This is a genomic window from Klebsiella sp. NPDC088457, from assembly GCF_044900465.1.
Classification (GTDB): Bacteria; Pseudomonadota; Gammaproteobacteria; order Enterobacterales; family Enterobacteriaceae; genus Klebsiella.
The window spans coordinates 73,762-89,099 of record NZ_JBJDNH010000002.1; the positions used below are offsets into that span (position 1 = coordinate 73,762).

Annotated in this window: 14 protein-coding genes; 11 read left to right on the forward strand and 3 right to left on the reverse strand. The window is 54.6% G+C overall.

Going from position 1 to position 15,338, the window contains the following annotated elements:
• Nucleotides 1-172: 172 nt before the first annotated feature.
• Nucleotides 173-1,864, reverse strand: coding sequence for a hypothetical protein (locus ACI2JR_RS02470; protein ID WP_462477774.1), 1,692 nt, complete (start codon nucleotides 1,862-1,864; stop codon nucleotides 173-175).
• Nucleotides 1,865-2,130: 266 nt separating this feature from the next.
• Between ACI2JR_RS02470 and ACI2JR_RS02475 the strand changes: the two genes are divergently transcribed.
• Nucleotides 2,131-2,598 carry an Hsp20 family protein gene (locus ACI2JR_RS02475; protein WP_132731120.1) on the forward strand — a complete coding sequence of 156 codons (468 nt, stop codon included), beginning with the start codon at nucleotides 2,131-2,133 and terminating at the stop codon, nucleotides 2,596-2,598.
• Between the two features lie 318 nt (nucleotides 2,599-2,916).
• Here the strand turns inward: ACI2JR_RS02475 and mgtS are convergent, their stop codons facing one another.
• Nucleotides 2,917-3,012: a protein MgtS gene (mgtS, locus tag ACI2JR_RS02480; RefSeq protein WP_004102377.1), complete on the reverse strand. Its 96-nt coding sequence runs from the start codon at nucleotides 3,010-3,012 to the stop codon at nucleotides 2,917-2,919.
• Nucleotides 3,013-3,231: 219 nt separating this feature from the next.
• Nucleotides 3,232-4,266, reverse strand: coding sequence for a transcriptional regulator FtrA (gene ftrA, locus ACI2JR_RS02485; protein WP_462477843.1), 1,035 nt, complete (start codon nucleotides 4,264-4,266; stop codon nucleotides 3,232-3,234).
• A gap of 68 nt (nucleotides 4,267-4,334) precedes the next feature.
• Between ftrA and ACI2JR_RS02490 the strand changes: the two genes are divergently transcribed.
• The 10 genes from ACI2JR_RS02490 (at nucleotide 4,335) to ACI2JR_RS02535 (ending at nucleotide 15,324) form a co-directional block, all read left to right on the forward strand.
• The gene (locus ACI2JR_RS02490; protein WP_462477775.1) at nucleotides 4,335-4,727 is read left to right on the forward strand and encodes a rhodanese-like domain-containing protein; all 393 of its coding nucleotides are present in this window, start codon (nucleotides 4,335-4,337) and stop codon (nucleotides 4,725-4,727) included.
• 195 nt (nucleotides 4,728-4,922) lie between these two features.
• Nucleotides 4,923-6,026 carry a cobalamin-independent methionine synthase II family protein gene (locus ACI2JR_RS02495; RefSeq protein WP_132731118.1) on the forward strand — a complete coding sequence of 368 codons (1,104 nt, stop codon included), beginning with the start codon at nucleotides 4,923-4,925 and terminating at the stop codon, nucleotides 6,024-6,026.
• A 175-nt stretch (nucleotides 6,027-6,201) separates the two neighbouring features.
• On the forward strand, nucleotides 6,202-7,473 hold the full coding sequence (urtA, locus tag ACI2JR_RS02500) for an urea ABC transporter substrate-binding protein (protein WP_132731117.1): 1,272 nt from the start codon (nucleotides 6,202-6,204) through the stop codon (nucleotides 7,471-7,473).
• Nucleotides 7,474-7,615: 142 nt separating this feature from the next.
• Entirely contained in the window at nucleotides 7,616-9,181 is a 1,566-nt protein-coding gene (urtB, locus tag ACI2JR_RS02505) for an urea ABC transporter permease subunit UrtB (RefSeq protein ID WP_132731116.1), read from the forward strand.
• Nucleotides 9,181-10,254 carry an urea ABC transporter permease subunit UrtC gene (urtC, locus tag ACI2JR_RS02510; RefSeq protein ID WP_132731115.1) on the forward strand — a complete coding sequence of 358 codons (1,074 nt, stop codon included), beginning with the start codon at nucleotides 9,181-9,183 and terminating at the stop codon, nucleotides 10,252-10,254. The genes urtB and urtC overlap by 1 nt, the downstream gene beginning before the upstream one ends.
• A complete protein-coding gene (gene urtD, locus ACI2JR_RS02515) occupies nucleotides 10,254-11,051 on the forward strand; it encodes an urea ABC transporter ATP-binding protein UrtD (protein ID WP_462477776.1) in 798 nt (265 codons plus the stop codon). Before urtC ends, urtD begins: the two co-directional genes overlap by 1 nt.
• Nucleotides 11,052-11,060: 9 nt before the next feature.
• The gene (gene urtE / locus ACI2JR_RS02520; RefSeq protein ID WP_132468062.1) at nucleotides 11,061-11,759 is read left to right on the forward strand and encodes an urea ABC transporter ATP-binding subunit UrtE; all 699 of its coding nucleotides are present in this window, start codon (nucleotides 11,061-11,063) and stop codon (nucleotides 11,757-11,759) included.
• An 871-nt stretch (nucleotides 11,760-12,630) separates the two neighbouring features.
• The gene (locus tag ACI2JR_RS02525) at nucleotides 12,631-12,879 is read left to right on the forward strand and encodes a Flp family type IVb pilin (protein WP_462477777.1); all 249 of its coding nucleotides are present in this window, start codon (nucleotides 12,631-12,633) and stop codon (nucleotides 12,877-12,879) included.
• A 105-nt stretch (nucleotides 12,880-12,984) separates the two neighbouring features.
• On the forward strand, nucleotides 12,985-13,857 hold the full coding sequence (locus tag ACI2JR_RS02530) for a hypothetical protein (RefSeq protein ID WP_462477778.1): 873 nt from the start codon (nucleotides 12,985-12,987) through the stop codon (nucleotides 13,855-13,857).
• A gap of 66 nt (nucleotides 13,858-13,923) precedes the next feature.
• The gene (locus ACI2JR_RS02535; RefSeq protein ID WP_462477779.1) at nucleotides 13,924-15,324 is read left to right on the forward strand and encodes a type II and III secretion system protein family protein; all 1,401 of its coding nucleotides are present in this window, start codon (nucleotides 13,924-13,926) and stop codon (nucleotides 15,322-15,324) included.
• Nucleotides 15,325-15,338: the final 14 nt, after the last annotated feature.

A 15,338-nucleotide genomic window follows, 5' to 3' on the forward strand; every position in this document is an offset into this window, starting at 1 on the left:
ATATGAAACCCACCCGGCAACTTTTGCATGCGGTTGCCGAGAGGGTTACTAAGCAGCAATTTTACTCATTCAGAAAGTCAGTAGATACTATTCGACAACTTATAAATAAATTACAGAGTTTTTTAAGGTGTAGGCATAACTTTGTCTTGCATTAAAATAAAATAGATAAGGTTTAGGTTAATATAAATGTTTGTTTCGGCGGAAATATAACAACGCCTGAGATTGTTTCTACCGTGCGTTTCCAGTCATTTCCGGAGTAACCCTCCATAGTAAGTGAGCCGGATATTCTTGGATTTGCTACTGAGGGGCCAGATAACGTCACATTACCCCATTGATGATTTGCGGAACCTGTACCATTTATAATAATTGGTGGTTTTGTTCCTTGCTTATTTGCCAGGGATATGCGATCGAGTTTTGGTACTATATCATTTGCAATAGTAATAGCTGTACCAAATACTCTTTCAATATATATATTTTGCACTCTAGCCGGAGCCAAAAAATGGATGATATTGCTGGTCACGGCGGATGTGGTGGAAATTAATGAAATGTTATTGATTGTTGCGGCTTTTGCAATAGTTACAGAGTCACCACCTTCTTGATTATTCATCTGGGCTACGTAAATTGAATCAATGACAACCCCCGCGGTATTTACATAAATGTCATTGTTTATTGCACTCTCACCAAAAAGATTTAAATTTCCAACATATCCTCGACTGATTTTAGTGTCTGTCGAATCACCGATTGAGAAAAATGGATGCTGGCTTATATTATACTTGCTTCTTGCAGAGAATGAACTGATATAAAAGTCTGAGCATCCTGGATTGATGCCCAGTCCGGTAAATATGTTTTCGCATTTGATATCACCAATCAGAGCATTTGTGACATTTAACCATACAGCAGCTGAACTTAGTTCTGCTTTGAAGTTTTCGGGGTAGTAGCTACCCAAATTAATCCCACCAGAAATCGTTACTTCTGAAGCGTTTATGTTTAGCGCCCCAGATCCATAAAACTCCCCAGCAATATTGTTAATTACAACAGATGAAGCTGGAACCTCATCTGCACCTGCTGAAATCGCCACGCCGCGCGTGGCATTACTTCCGTCCTTGTTATTCGCTGTAATGCATCCAGCATACTTATAATAAAACCCATCGACATATATATCACTTCCTTTAAGGATAAGCCCGTCACCGGAACACCAGTTTACAGAAGCATTAAATAATTTGTTATTTCCTCTGGATGCATCTTTTGGGTACGGGTAGCATGAATACAATGCATTGCGTAATTCATCTCCATATATGTCTTTAGTTAGGGTCTCTCCATATGCCCGTATAACATTGCATAACCCTAGACCATTAATGTTGTAAGCCTTTCCAAATCCATAGGATATTCCATGAGCCCCATTGACAGCATTATAAGAAGAGTCTTTGTTGGCAAATCCTTCAATAGAAAGATCGAAGAAATTCCATCCATAGACAATAGCACTTAAAGAAGTGTTTGTGCCGTTCGTATATTGATTGAAAGGGCTATATGCACCTGTTGTTTTTAACTTTGCGTCATTGCCATAAATAGACCTACGCTCTCCTGCCTCATAGTTTGTAATAAAAGGCAGTGCACAAGGTGATGTTAAAAGATATGTTTTTCCCGGAGTCAAATACAAATTCTTGCCAGTATTAGCAGCCTGACTAAATGCACTACTATCGTCATCCAAACCGTTTCCTTTGGCTCCATACCATTCAGGCCTAACAATATTAATACTTTGTTGAACATTCCCACCCTGTTCCAGAGCAACTAACGATGCCCCCTTACCAGAAGCGTTAGAGGACAGATCGTCGCGCAGGTTATCGTCAGTAGCTAAAGATGCCATAAATCATTCTCCTATGATGTTCTGTAATTTTAGTTATACTGTATATATAAACAGTGTCAAGGTAAAAGGATCATATTGCGACAATCAGACATACGGGCACCTTGCTACGTGCAGGTTAACGTGCTCCCGGATACCCCGGAATTGTTGGCAGTAGAAAATTTTCAATGCAGACCTTGAAAATTTTCGCGAAGGTATTATTTTATTTTACGGACAAGCAATGCTTGCCTCTATGTTGAGCTTTTGAATTGAAATTCAGGAGGTTAATTATGGCACTCAGAACCTTGTCAGCACTCCCTGTATTTGCTGATTCAATTTTTTCAGACCGCTTTAATCGTATCGACAGGTTGTTTAGTCAGTTAACGGGTGATTCGCCAGTTGGGACTCTTCCTGCTTATGACCTGAAAAGAGTGGACGAGAGCAACTATCTTTTGAGTGTAAGTGTGGCTGGCTGGAAAGATGATGAGCTCGAAATAGAGACCGTCGGTGGTAACCTGCATATATCGGGTAAACGTTCTGAGAATGAGTCGCAGAATAACCAGGACTGGATATATAAAGGAATACACCGTGCGGATTTTAATCTGAGCTTCTCACTGCCTGAGCACGCTAAAATCAAAAGCGCGAAGCTGGAGAATGGACTCTTACAAATCTCGATTCATCAGGAGATACCGGAGAGCGAAAAACCACATAAAATCGCCATTGAAAATAATCACAGAGTGATAGAGCATAAAGTTTGAGCTATACGCTGTGAGTTGATCTGCACCAGGCCCGCCTTTGCGGGCCTTTTTCGTAGAGGGCTCATGACCTGACTGGCGACATATAACTGTAAGTACCCCGCAAAAACGCAGCATTCATTTTTAGTGATTTTTCGGGATATTGTTTATGTCCCTGAGAAGGAGCAGAAGATCTTCGTTGAAATCGGGACGGCAGGCCGAACGGTGGGCTATTGTATCTACACGCGAGACATAACGGCACGATCAGGAAGCCAAAAGCAGAACGCCCCCTGGTGCAATCAGCAGCAGGGGGCGCTTACGGGTGGGGATTATCGTCGTTCATCAGTCATCCCATTTATGGCTTAGATACGCGGCAAGAAAACCAAAGAACAGAATAGTTCCCAGTACTGCCATGAATACATGCATATTTCCCAGCATGATTAACCTCCATGAGTTTTTTGGTGTGCGCTAAGTCGTCCTTATTGAACAGGGTTTACGGTTGTTGAATGAATCATAACCAGGTCAATCTAAACAATTAATTAACAAGGTAAACTTTTTCATCTGTAAATAAAGAATCGCCAGGGACCGTACGGCAAGCGACGGGCATGGTGCGGCCAGACGACCAGAATCGCGGCATGGGTTTTTCGGCCAGCAACGCTACCGCGCGGTTGGCGATGTTTTTTCAACCGCGGTGCTGGAAAACTGCTTCCGGTACTGCGACGGGCTGAGGGCGAACTGCTGGCGAAAGTGGTGCCGCAGGGTGCTGGCATCGGCAAAACCGCTGAGTTCGGCGATTTTCTCCACGCTGATGCGGCTGTGGGTAAGATGCTGTCTCGCGCGCTGCAGGCGTTCATCCAGTAGCCAGCGGGCAGGGGTTTTGCCGGTGGCGGCCTGAAAGCGGCGTAAAAAGGTGCGCGGACTCATTCCCGCCCGCTGGGCCAGAGACGCCACGGTATGGCTGGCGGCAAGGTGCTGGTGCAGAAAATCGAACACCAGCCCCAGCCGCTGGCTTTCCCGCGCCTGAGCGACGGGGCGGACAACCTGCTGCGCCTGCGCGCCATCGCGGTGGGGGGAAACCACCAGGCGTCTGGCTACCGTATTCGCGGCCTCAATGCCATAATCTTCGCGTACCAGATGCAGGCATAAATCGATCCCGGCGGCGCTGCCTGCGGAGGTCATCACTCCGTCTGCGCCGACATACAGTACATCGGCGACCACCTCGACCCCTGGAAAGCGCTGGCGCAGCTGGTCGGTATAGCGCCAGTGGGTTGTCGCCCGGCGGCCATTGAGTAACCCCGCCGCCGCCAACACAAATACGCCGGAGCAGATGGAAATAATCCGGCAGCCGCGGGCATGGGCCGCGATTAACGCGGCGCACAGGGCGGGGGGAACCGGGGAGTCAATCCCGCGCCAGCCGGGCACCACAATGGTGTCTGCTTCACTAAGCAAATCCATACCGCCATCGGTCACCAGGCGGATCCCGCCGGTGGCCCGCAGCTCGCCCCCATCCACCGCGGCTACCGCGAACCGATACCAGCGCTCGCCCATCTCCGGGCGGGTCAGGCCGAAGACCTCCACCGCAATACCAAACTCAAAGGTACATAAGCCGTCATAGGCCAGGGCAACGACGCGGTGGCCTTTTTGTGACACCGTCACGGAGTGGTTTGTCAGGATTTCAGCGTTTTCTGTCATGGTTGTCGGCAGATGAGAGGTCAGCGGATTCAGTAAATTAGTGGTACCACAGACAAGGAGAATACGCCATGAGTGTTGTAACCGCATTTGCCCCCGCCGCTGCAAATCAAGCCGCCGCCTGGTTTCGGCAAAAACTGAGTTTTGAAACCGACTGCGCGGATGTCTATAGCGCAATGCGCGACGGCGAGGTCGATTTTGTTCTGCTGCACGTTGTCGGTAGCGCGGAAACCTTTGCCCGACGCCATCTCCCCGGGGCGCTGCATCTGCCCCATCGCCAGATCGATGCCGCCAGAATGGCGCACTGGCCGCAAGAAACGCTGTTCGTGGTTTACTGCGCGGGGCCGCATTGCAACGGCGCGGACATCGCCGCTTTAAAACTGGCCGGGCTGGGGAGACCGGTGAAAATGATGCTGGGCGGTCTGACCGGCTGGCAGGATGAGGGGCTGCCGTTCGCCGAATAAGCCAACAAGCGATCGGTTTGCCGCGGGCGAGCCGATCGCTACATGAATTTATTTCACATCCCATGAATTATTCTCGTTTGCTGACCGCGCCGCCGCATGCCAGTATCTGGACATATAGACATCCAGAAGTCCAAGCATTCAAATAATGAACTATCACGGTAGGCAACTAACCCTGCTTCCCGCTAAGGAGACCCCATGCAACGTCAACAGGCCCCGTTCCGCGCGGATATCGTCGGCAGTTTTTTACGTCCGGATGCGATCAAACTCGCGCGCCAGCAGCTGGCCGAAGGCGCCATCGATGCGCAGCAGCTGCGGCAGATCGAAAATGAGGCGATCCGCCAGTTGGTACAGCAGCAGTGCGACTGCGGCCTGCACGTGGTCACCGATGGCGAGTTTCGCCGCGCGTGGTGGCACTTTGATTTCTTTGATGGTTTACAGGGCGTAGAGCGCTACGATTCCGATAAAGGCATCCAGTTCAACGGCGTGCAGACGAAAGCCCACGGCATTCGCGTCACCGGGAGGCTGGCCTTTGGCGATCACCCGATGCTGGAAGATTTCCGCTACCTGAAAAGCATCAGCGGCGACGCCCAGCCGAAAATGACCATCCCGAGCCCAAGCGTGCTGCACTTCCGCGGCGGGCGCAAAGATATTGACGCCACGGTTTACCCGGATCTGACGGACTATTTCGACGATCTGGCGACCACCTGGCGCGATGCGATCCGCGCCTTCTACGATGCCGGTTGCCGCTACCTGCAACTGGACGATACCGTCTGGGCCTATCTGTGTTCCGATGAGCAGCGCCAGCAGGTACGCGAACGCGGCGACGACCCGGACGAGCTGGCGCGGACCTATGCCCGGGTGCTGAATAAGGCTCTGGAAGGGAAGCCGGATGATTTAACCATCGGCCTGCACGTCTGTCGCGGTAACTTCCGCTCCACCTGGATCTCGGAAGGGGGTTACGAGCCGGTGGCGGAAGTCTTGTTCGGCGGCGTTAACGTCGATGCCTTCTTCCTGGAATATGATAACGACCGCTCCGGCGACTTCGCGCCGCTGCGCTTTATCCGCCCGGGCAAGCAGCAGGTGGTGCTGGGACTGATCACCACCAAAAACGGCGAACTGGAAAACCCGCAGGGGGTGAAAGCGCGTCTGCAGGAGGCGGCGCAATATGTCTCGCTGCAGCAGATCTGCCTCAGCCCGCAGTGCGGCTTTGCCTCGACGGAAGAAGGTAACGCCCTGACCGAAGCCCAGCAGTGGGATAAAGTCCGCCTGGTCACCGGGATCGCCGCCCAGGTCTGGTAACCGCTCTTCATAGCGCAGCGTTGCACCTTTTTGAGGCAACGCTGCCTGCCGGTATTTTCTCTCCTGCGCCACGCCGCGCCTTCCCGCCGCCAGACAACCTGGCACCGTTTTTGCCTTATCACTTCCGGCTAGTCGTTAATTCATTTTTTGTTTTTGCGATATTCAGGAGTGAATCATGCAGCGTCGAACATTATTAAAAGCTTTCGCACTCTCCGCCTCTGTCATCAGCATGGGCTACTCGTTCCAGGTTTACGCCGCCGACACCATTAAGGTCGGCATTATGCATTCGCTCTCCGGGACGATGGCGATCTCCGAAACGCCGTTGAAAGACGTTGCGCTGATGGCGATTGACGACATTAACGCCAGCGGCGGCGTGCTGGGGAAAAAACTCGAACCGGTGGTGGTCGACCCGGCGTCAAACTGGCCGCTGTTCGCGGAAAAGGCGCGTCAGCTGCTGACCCAGGACAAAGTGGCGGCGGTTTTTGGCTGCTGGACGTCGGTCTCGCGCAAGTCGGTCCTGCCGGTATTTGAAGAGCTCAACGGTCTGCTGTTCTATCCGGTGCAGTATGAAGGCGAAGAGATGTCGCCGAACGTCTTTTACACCGGCGCGGCACCCAACCAGCAGGCGATCCCGGCGGTGGAATATCTGCTGAGCGAAGATGGCGGCGGGGCGAAGCGTTTCTTCCTGCTGGGCACCGACTATGTCTATCCGCGTACCACCAATAAGATCCTGCGCGCCTTCCTGCATGCGAAAGGGATTCAGGATAAAGATATCGAAGAGGTGTACACCCCCTTCGGCTACAGCGACTACCAGACTATCGTCGCCAATATTAAGAAATTCTCGGCCGGCGGCAAAACCGCGGTGGTCTCCACCATCAACGGCGATTCCAACGTGCCGTTCTATAAAGAGCTGGCAAACCAGGGCCTGAAGGCGACCGATGTGCCGGTCGTGGCCTTCTCGGTGGGCGAAGAGGAGCTGCGCGGTATCGATACCAAACCGCTGGTAGGCAACCTTGCGGCGTGGAACTACTTTGAATCGGTTGATAACCCGACGAATAAACAGTTCGTTGCCGACTATCGCGCCTATGCCAAAGCCCATAAGCTGCCGAACGCCGACACCGTGGTGACCAACGATCCGATGGAAGCGACCTGGGTGGGGCTGCATATGTGGGCCCAGGCGGTGACCAAAGCCGGTACCACGGATGTTGATAAGGTGCGGGATGCGATGGCCGGGCAAACCTTCAACGCGCCGTCAGGTTTCACCCTGACGATGGACGCCACCAACCACCATCTGCATAAGCCGGTGATGATTGGTGAAATTGAAGGCAACGGCCAGTTTAACGTCGTCTGGCAGACCGATGAGCCGGTACGTGCCCAGCCGTGGAGTCCGTGGATCGCCGGTAACGATAAGAAGCCCGATCATCCGGTGAAAACCGCCGCCAATTAAGCGCATTTCTCCCGGGCGCGGCGTGAGCGCCTTGCCCGGGCTGCATCACCGTAGCCCCGGTCAGCACGACCGGGGATGTCCCGGATCCCCGCGCTATCTTCGTCAGCGTTAACGGGGAGATGACACACACAAGGAGAGACTCATGAGCACATGGCGCATGTTGGGTTATTACCTCGCGCTACTGGTGTTGATAGTGCCGTGGCGGGCGCAGGCAGCGGACGCGGATGATTTTGTGGCGGCCAACCGCACTCAGCAGGCGCGCCTGCTGGAGCAGTGGGCCGCCGCGCCGGACGCGCAGCGGCTGCCGCTGCTGCGGGCGCTGAAAGCGGAAACCCTGGTGGCGGACGAAGGCGGCCACGCCTTCAGCCAGCAGCAGGCGCTGGGGGCCGCCCCGGCGCCACAGGGCAGCACAAAACCGGTGCGTCTCACCAACCGCTTGCGTAATCTGGTCGCCGGCGCGCTGGCGACGCATCTGCTGGTCAGTGACAGTGTCACTGAAAGGGCGGCGGCGGCGAAAACATTGCAGCGGGAAGCCACCCCGGAAATGGACGGACTATTGCAGCAACGGCTGACGGTAGAAACCGACGAGGGGGTCAAAAGCCAGCTGGAAATTGCGCTGGCCCGTCTGCAGCTTGCCAGTCCGGACAGCGCCCGGCGGCTGGCCGCCGTTGAACGACTCGGGCACTCGGTGGACCCGGAAACCCAGGCTCTGCTGATCCCCTATACCGATCTGCACCATGAGCCCGATGCCCGGGTGCGCGAGGCGGCGGCGAAAAGTCTGAGCCAGATTAAACAGCGCCTGCTGCTTGGCGATATTCTCGGTCAGGCTTTTATGGGGCTATCGCTGGGTTCGGTGCTGCTGCTGGCGGCGCTGGGGCTGGCCATTACCTACGGGCTGCTGGGGGTGATCAATATGGCGCATGGCGAAATGCTGATGATCGGCGCCTACAGCTGCTGGCTGGTGCAGCAGGCGCTCGCCCAGCTGGCGCCGCAGTGGCTGGCTTTTTATCCGCTGATTGCGCTGCCGGTGGCATTTTTGGTTACCGGCGGTATCGGCATGGCGCTCGAGCGCACCATTATCCGCCACCTTTATGGTCGTCCGCTCGAGACCTTGCTGGCGACATGGGGCATCAGCCTGATGCTGATCCAGCTGGTGCGCATGCTGTTCGGCGCTCAGAACCTTGAAGTGGCGAACCCGGCGTGGCTCTCCGGCGGCCTGCAGGTTCTGCCGAACCTGATCCTGCCGTGGAACCGCCTGGCGGTACTGGGATTCGTGCTGCTGGTGCTGTTCTTTACCTGGCTGATTCTGAATAAAACCCGACTGGGGATGAACGTGCGGGCGGTGACGCAGAACCGGGCGATGGCGGCCTGCTGCGGCGTGCCGACCGGGCGCGTGGATATGCTGGCGTTTGGCCTCGGTTCCGGGATCGCCGGGCTGGGGGGCGTGGCGCTGTCGCAGCTTGGCAACGTCGGGCCGGAACTCGGCCAGGGCTATATTATCGACTCCTTCCTGGTGGTGGTGCTCGGCGGCGTTGGCCAGCTGGCGGGGAGCGTGGTGGCCGCCTTTGGCCTCGGCATCTTCAATAAAATCCTCGAACCGCAGCTGGGAGCGGTATTGGGCAAGATCCTGATCCTGGTGCTGATCATCCTGTTTATTCAGAAACGTCCGCAGGGCCTGTTTGCCTTAAAAGGGAGGGTTATTGACTGATGAGCCAACCAATTACCTTAACATTGGCGCGTAAGGCGCCGCGACCGCTGCAATGGCTCGGCGTACTCCTGGTGCTGGGGTTGTTAAGTATGCCGTTTCTGGCGCTGCTGCCGCAGTCGCATCCGCTGGCGGTCTCAAGCTGGCTGTTGACCCTCACCGGAAAGATCCTCTGCTATGCCATCGTGGCGGTGGCGCTGGACCTGGTCTGGGGCTACGCCGGGATGCTGTCGCTGGGCCACGGTATTTTCTTCGCCCTCGGCGGCTATGCGATGGGGATGTATCTGATGCGCCAGGCGGCGGGGGACGGCCTGCCGGCGTTTATGTCTTTTCTGTCATGGGATGCGCTGCCGTGGTTCTGGTGGGGGACGCAACATTTTGCCTGGGCGATGCTGCTGGTGGTGCTGGTGCCGGGGCTGCTGGCGCTGGTGTTCGGCTGGTTTGCCTTTCGCTCGAAAATCAAAGGGGTCTATTTCTCCATCATGACCCAGGCATTGACCTATGCCGGGATGCTGCTCTTCTTCCGTAACGAAACCGGCTTTGGCGGTAACAACGGTTTTACCGGATTCACCACGCTGCTCGGCTTTTCCATCACCGCCACCAGCACCCGCGCGGCGCTGTTTATGGCGACGGTGCTGCTGCTGTTGCTGACGTTATGGATCGGCTATCTGCTGGCGAAGAGTAAATTTGGCCGTATTTTAACCGCGGTGCGCGACGCGGAGAACCGTCTGATGTTCTGCGGTTACGACCCGCGCGGGTTCAAGCTGCTGGTGTGGACGCTGTCGGCGGTGCTGTGCGGACTGGCGGGGGCGCTGTACGTCCCGCAGGTCGGGATCATCAACCCCAGCGAGATGTCGCCGACTAACTCGATCGAAGCGGCAATCTGGGTAGCGCTCGGCGGTCGCGGCACCTTAATCGGCCCGGTGCTGGGCGCCGGTCTGGTCAACGGCGCGAAGAGCCTGTTTACCGTCGCCATGCCGGAGTACTGGCAACTGTTCCTCGGGCTGATTTTTATCATCGTCACGCTATTTTTACCGCGCGGGGTGATCGGCCTGCTGCGCAAAGGAGACCGCTGATGCAACCGGATGAAGGTTTGTTTACCCGCCAGCAGCCGACGGACCGCTTTCGCGAGCAGACCGACCCGGTGCTGCAACTGGAGAAGATCAACGTTAATTTCGACGGTTTTCAGGCGCTGACGGACCTCTCGCTGGAGATTGGTGTTGGCGAGCTGCGGTGCGTGATCGGGCCGAACGGCGCCGGGAAAACCACCCTGATGGATGTGATCACCGGCAAAACTCGCCCGCAGAGCGGCCGGGCGTTGTACGACCAGTCGATAGATTTAATCGCGCTGGACCCCATCGCCATCGCCCGCCAGGGGATCGGGCGTAAATTTCAGAAGCCGACGGTGTTTGAAGCGCTCAGCGTGGCGGAAAACCTCGAACTGGCGCTGAAAGGCGATAAATCGGTCTGGGCCAGCCTGCGGGCGCGGCTGAACGGCGAGCAGGAGGATCGCATCAGCGAAATCCTGCGCCTGCTGCGGCTGGATGCCGAACGCGCCCGGCCGGCGGGGCTGCTTTCGCACGGGCAAAAGCAGTTTCTCGAGATCGGCATGCTGCTGGTGCAGGAGCCGCATCTGCTGCTGCTGGACGAACCTGCCGCCGGGATGACCGATGCCGAAACCGAGTACACCGCCGAGCTGTTTCGTACCCTTGCCGGACAGCACTCCCTGATGGTGGTGGAACACGATATGGGCTTTGTTGAAACCATCGCCGACCGGGTGACGGTGCTGCATCAGGGGCAGGTGCTGGCGGAGGGTTCGCTGCGCGAGGTGCAGGCCAACGAGCAGGTGATTGAAGTTTATCTCGGGCGTTAAGGAGCGCGGATGCTACAGGTTAATGAGTTACATCAATATTATGGCGGCAGCCATATTCTGCGCGGGGTGAACTTTGCGGCTCGGCAGGGGGAAATTACCTGCCTGCTGGGGCGCAACGGAGTGGGGAAAACCACTTTACTGAAGTGCCTGATGGGGCTGCTGCCGGCGCGCAGCGGCGAGGTCATCTGGCAGGATAAACCGATCACCCAGCGTAAACCCCACCAGCGCGTCCAGGCCGGGATCGCCTACGTCCCGCAAGGGCGTGAGATCTTTCCCCGTCTGACGGTGGAAGAGAACCTGCTGATGGGCCTGTCGCGTTTTCCGGCCAAAGAGGCCAGCCAGGTACCGGAGGAGATTTACCAGCTATTTCCGGTACTGAAAACCATGAAGCAGCGCCGCGGCGGCGATCTCTCCGGCGGCCAGCAGCAGCAGTTGGCTATTGGCCGCGCGCTGGCCAGCCGCCCGCAGTTGCTGATTCTTGATGAGCCCACGGAAGGTATTCAGCCCTCGGTGATCAAAGAGATTGGCGAGGTGATTCGTCAGCTGGCGAACCGTGGCGATATGGCGATTCTGCTGGTCGAGCAGTTCTACGATTTTGCCGCCGAGCTGGCGGACCGCTATCTGGTGATGTCGCGCGGGGCGATTATTCAGCAGGGAAAGGGCGCGGATATGGAAGCGGAAGGGGTGCGCGGCATGGTGACAATCTAAAGCGCCGGAAAGCTACGGGCTTTGCCGCGGTGGCTGGCCCGTATTCCGCTGAAAAACGCATCGTTCTCCCTGGCAGCGCGGCCTGTTCGCCATGGATGCCGCAGCAGGCAAAAGACAGAATGTTTCCTTTTCGTCGGGTTAATGTCGGGTTAATCCGCTTTTCAGTCTCCCTTGCTCGGGTGACGGCACCGAGCCCTCTCTGTGTTATATCCTCGAATCTCTGGCAATAAAGCAGATTTACGTACTGCTATTGAATCTTCCAAAGTTATTTCATGCTGTTTGATGATCTTTTTCTGGTTAATTAAAAGAGGGATGATGCTATTTGGGGATTACTTTTTTAGGAATTTTCATGGTTTCGATTATTTGTTATTTATATGTGTGTTTGGCATCAATATCTCCCATATATTGTAAGCGATAAATCACTTATCCGCTCAAAGAAAGGATAGTTATGCTGCGAATTCAGGATCGAAATCAGCGCTAAATGCTGAATGTGATTTTTATCGAAAGCAATGGTTGCTGAGTTGTTTGTTTATTATGAAAACACCCGGTGCAAATAATTTCTCATCCCGGCAGCATTACGCTAAAAATATCGCTACGGAACGCCTGATTTATAAGTGATTAATGCATCTTCCTCTTTTTTCTTTGGCGCAAACGATCGGTTAAAACGATCGTTATTTGTTAAGTGATAGCTTTAAGCTATTAAGTGGCTTCAAATCGATCGATTATAAATATTAGCTGACAGCAGAATGTTCAGGCTATTCTTCTGTCGCCCGGGAATATCAATGAACGAAAGATTAATTCTTTTTGTGAATATATCTAGGGTGACATATAAATTTAAATATTGAATGATGGTTAAATAAGGAAACTGGTAATGCTAAATCGTGTTTATGATAAATATCTGGCTGCCTATACCTGTGTTGCTGGATGCATTCATGATTTCAAACGTAATGAAAAAGGCGTCACCGCCGTTGAGTACGCGATTGTCATCGCAGGCGTGGCCGCCGTTGTTGCCGTTGTTTTCGGTTCGGGCGGAACCGTAGAGACAATGTTGACCGATATTTTTGATAGTATCAAAACTAAGGTTGATAACTCTATGGCTGGCACTACCCCTGCGCCATAAGCCTTTGCACGTTCATTAGTGGTTTTAATACGGGCATAGCAGGACGCGATGTCCGTATTTGTGAATTCCGGATACATGGATACTGTCAACGCAAAGTGGAAAACAATGAATATGAAAAGAGGCGGTCTGCTGGTTTATGTGGTGATGATCGTTGTCGGTATTCTGGGGCTGTTTTTCTATTTTAACCAATCCCGCACGGCGGCCCTTCCGCAGGTCAATCAGCCAGAAAAAAAACCGCAGCAGACCATCAGCGTGGCGGTGGCCACCCGTGATTTAGATGCCAGCACGGTACTGCGGGCCGGGGACTTTCAGATTAAAACTGTGACGGTTGAGGTCGGCAGTAGCGACGCCCAGTTTAATCTCGCCGGTAAAAGCCTCGATAACTGGGCGATAAAAAGCGCGGTGTCAGCGAATTCATGGATTTTGCCAGGTTTACTGGTGCAACCGGGCAGCGATGAATACCTGACCCTGTTTTTACAGCCGGGAAATATTCTCTATACCTTCGAGCTGAATAAATCAGACAACTATTTATTGAACAACGTCAAGGCCGGGCAGGGCGTGGATATTTATCTCTCCTATCGCCGGATATACCCCAAACATGAAGATACCCTGGAAGTGGGCGCCGACCAGTCCCGGGAAAAAAATCAGCTTTATAACCGTCTGAAACCGCTGATGGGCAATAAGCGGGTGCTGGCGATTCGCCCGGCCAAAACGGTGGTCAATAACGGCGTCAGCGTGGTGGAAAAGGGTAGCCAGCTGGTTGTGGAGTTGCAGGACCGCGAGGTCAAGATGCTGAAAGGGCTGGGTGGCGAGCTGGCGAATGTTCTCCTGTTCCCGGCGGCAACCTCCCCGGAGGGGAAATCGACCATTGCGCTCCCATCGCTGGAGGCGACATGGCCGGTCAGTGACGATGTGATTTTTAATCTACCTCCCGTTCCTGCAAAGCTCGCCAGCGAAATTAACGAGCTGCGAGGTTAAACCGTCGCCTGACCTCGGGCGGCTTATATGCACCATGGAACCCCGGATACAGGGATATTTTAAAACATGACTCAACGTTTGTTCTGCATTAAAAGGCTGTTTGTGCTGCTGGTGTTTTGCGCGTTTTCCCTGGGGGTGAAGGCTGAGGTGGTCAATCTCAAACCCGGGCAATCGAAAACGCTGCGCTTTGGCAGCGCCGTTAATACGGTGTTTGTGTCAGACCCGACCGTTGCCGATTACAAAATCGTCAACGATAAAAATATCGTGCTGTATGCCCGCAAGCTGGGCAGCACCGAACTGGTGGTCTATGGCGCGCAGGCGAAAATCCTGATGAATCTCAGCGTGGATGTCGACCCTTTTCTGAGCGACATTCGCCAGCGCGTGGCGCGTGAATACCCCGGCAGTACGGTGGAGGTGAAACGCTTCCAGAATGCCGATAAAGCCACGTGGATCCTGAGCGGCACGGTGCCCGATGAAGAGACCCGCGACGGGGTCTATCAGCTGGTCGGCAGCCTGGTGGGATCCGGAGATGGCGGCGGGAAAAGCAACGGCGGCAGCGACAGCACTAAAAGCGCCCGTTTTGCGGTGGTGAAAGTCTACGACAACGTGATTAACCGCTTACAGCTCCCGTCCTCGAACCAGGTCAACGTCAAGCTGACCGTGGTGGAGGTCAGCAAAGAGTTTACCGATAACCTGGGCATCGAGTGGAGCAGCCTGACGCTGGACAGCATCATCAACGGCGGCAGCAGCGTGAATAGCCCCGGCATGTTCAACCTGCTAGGTTTCCGCCGCGGTTTTGACGCCGGAAACATCAGCACCCTGATTAACGCCGTCAAAAATGACGCTATCGCCCGGGTGCTGGCGCAGCCGAACCTCACCGTGCTCTCCGGAGAGTCCGCCAGCTTCCTGGTCGGCGGTGAAATTCCGATTATGGTGAAAGATCAGGACTCGGTCACCGTGCAGTATAAAGAGTACGGTATTCGCCTGAATATCACCGCTAAGGTCGAAAAACGGCAGAAGATACGCCTGTATGTCTCCAACGAATTAAGCAGCGTCACCGGCTCATACGCCTATAACGACTATCAGATCCCCACCATGCGCACCCGGCGTTCCAGCTCAACCATCGAGCTGGCGGATGGCGACAGTTTCGTGATCGGCGGCTTGTTAAGCGAGGCGGATAAAGAGTCGCTCACCAAAGTGCCGTTTATCGGCGATATCCCGGTTCTGGGAGCGCTGGCCCGCAGCTCCATGACCGAAAGAAGCAAAAGCGAACTGGTGGTGTTCGCCACGGTGAACCTGGTGAAGCCGCAGCCCGAAGCGACGGCCCGCAAGATGTCGCTGCCGTCCTTTCGCCGCAGCTCGGTGGAAAAACTGTTCTTCAACGTCGGTGTCGACCAGAAAATACGCGAAGAGCGTTTAAATAGTGATGCCGGACGTTTTCTGGAACAGGGCGGCTTTGCCCGCTAACCGCCTCGCGTTAG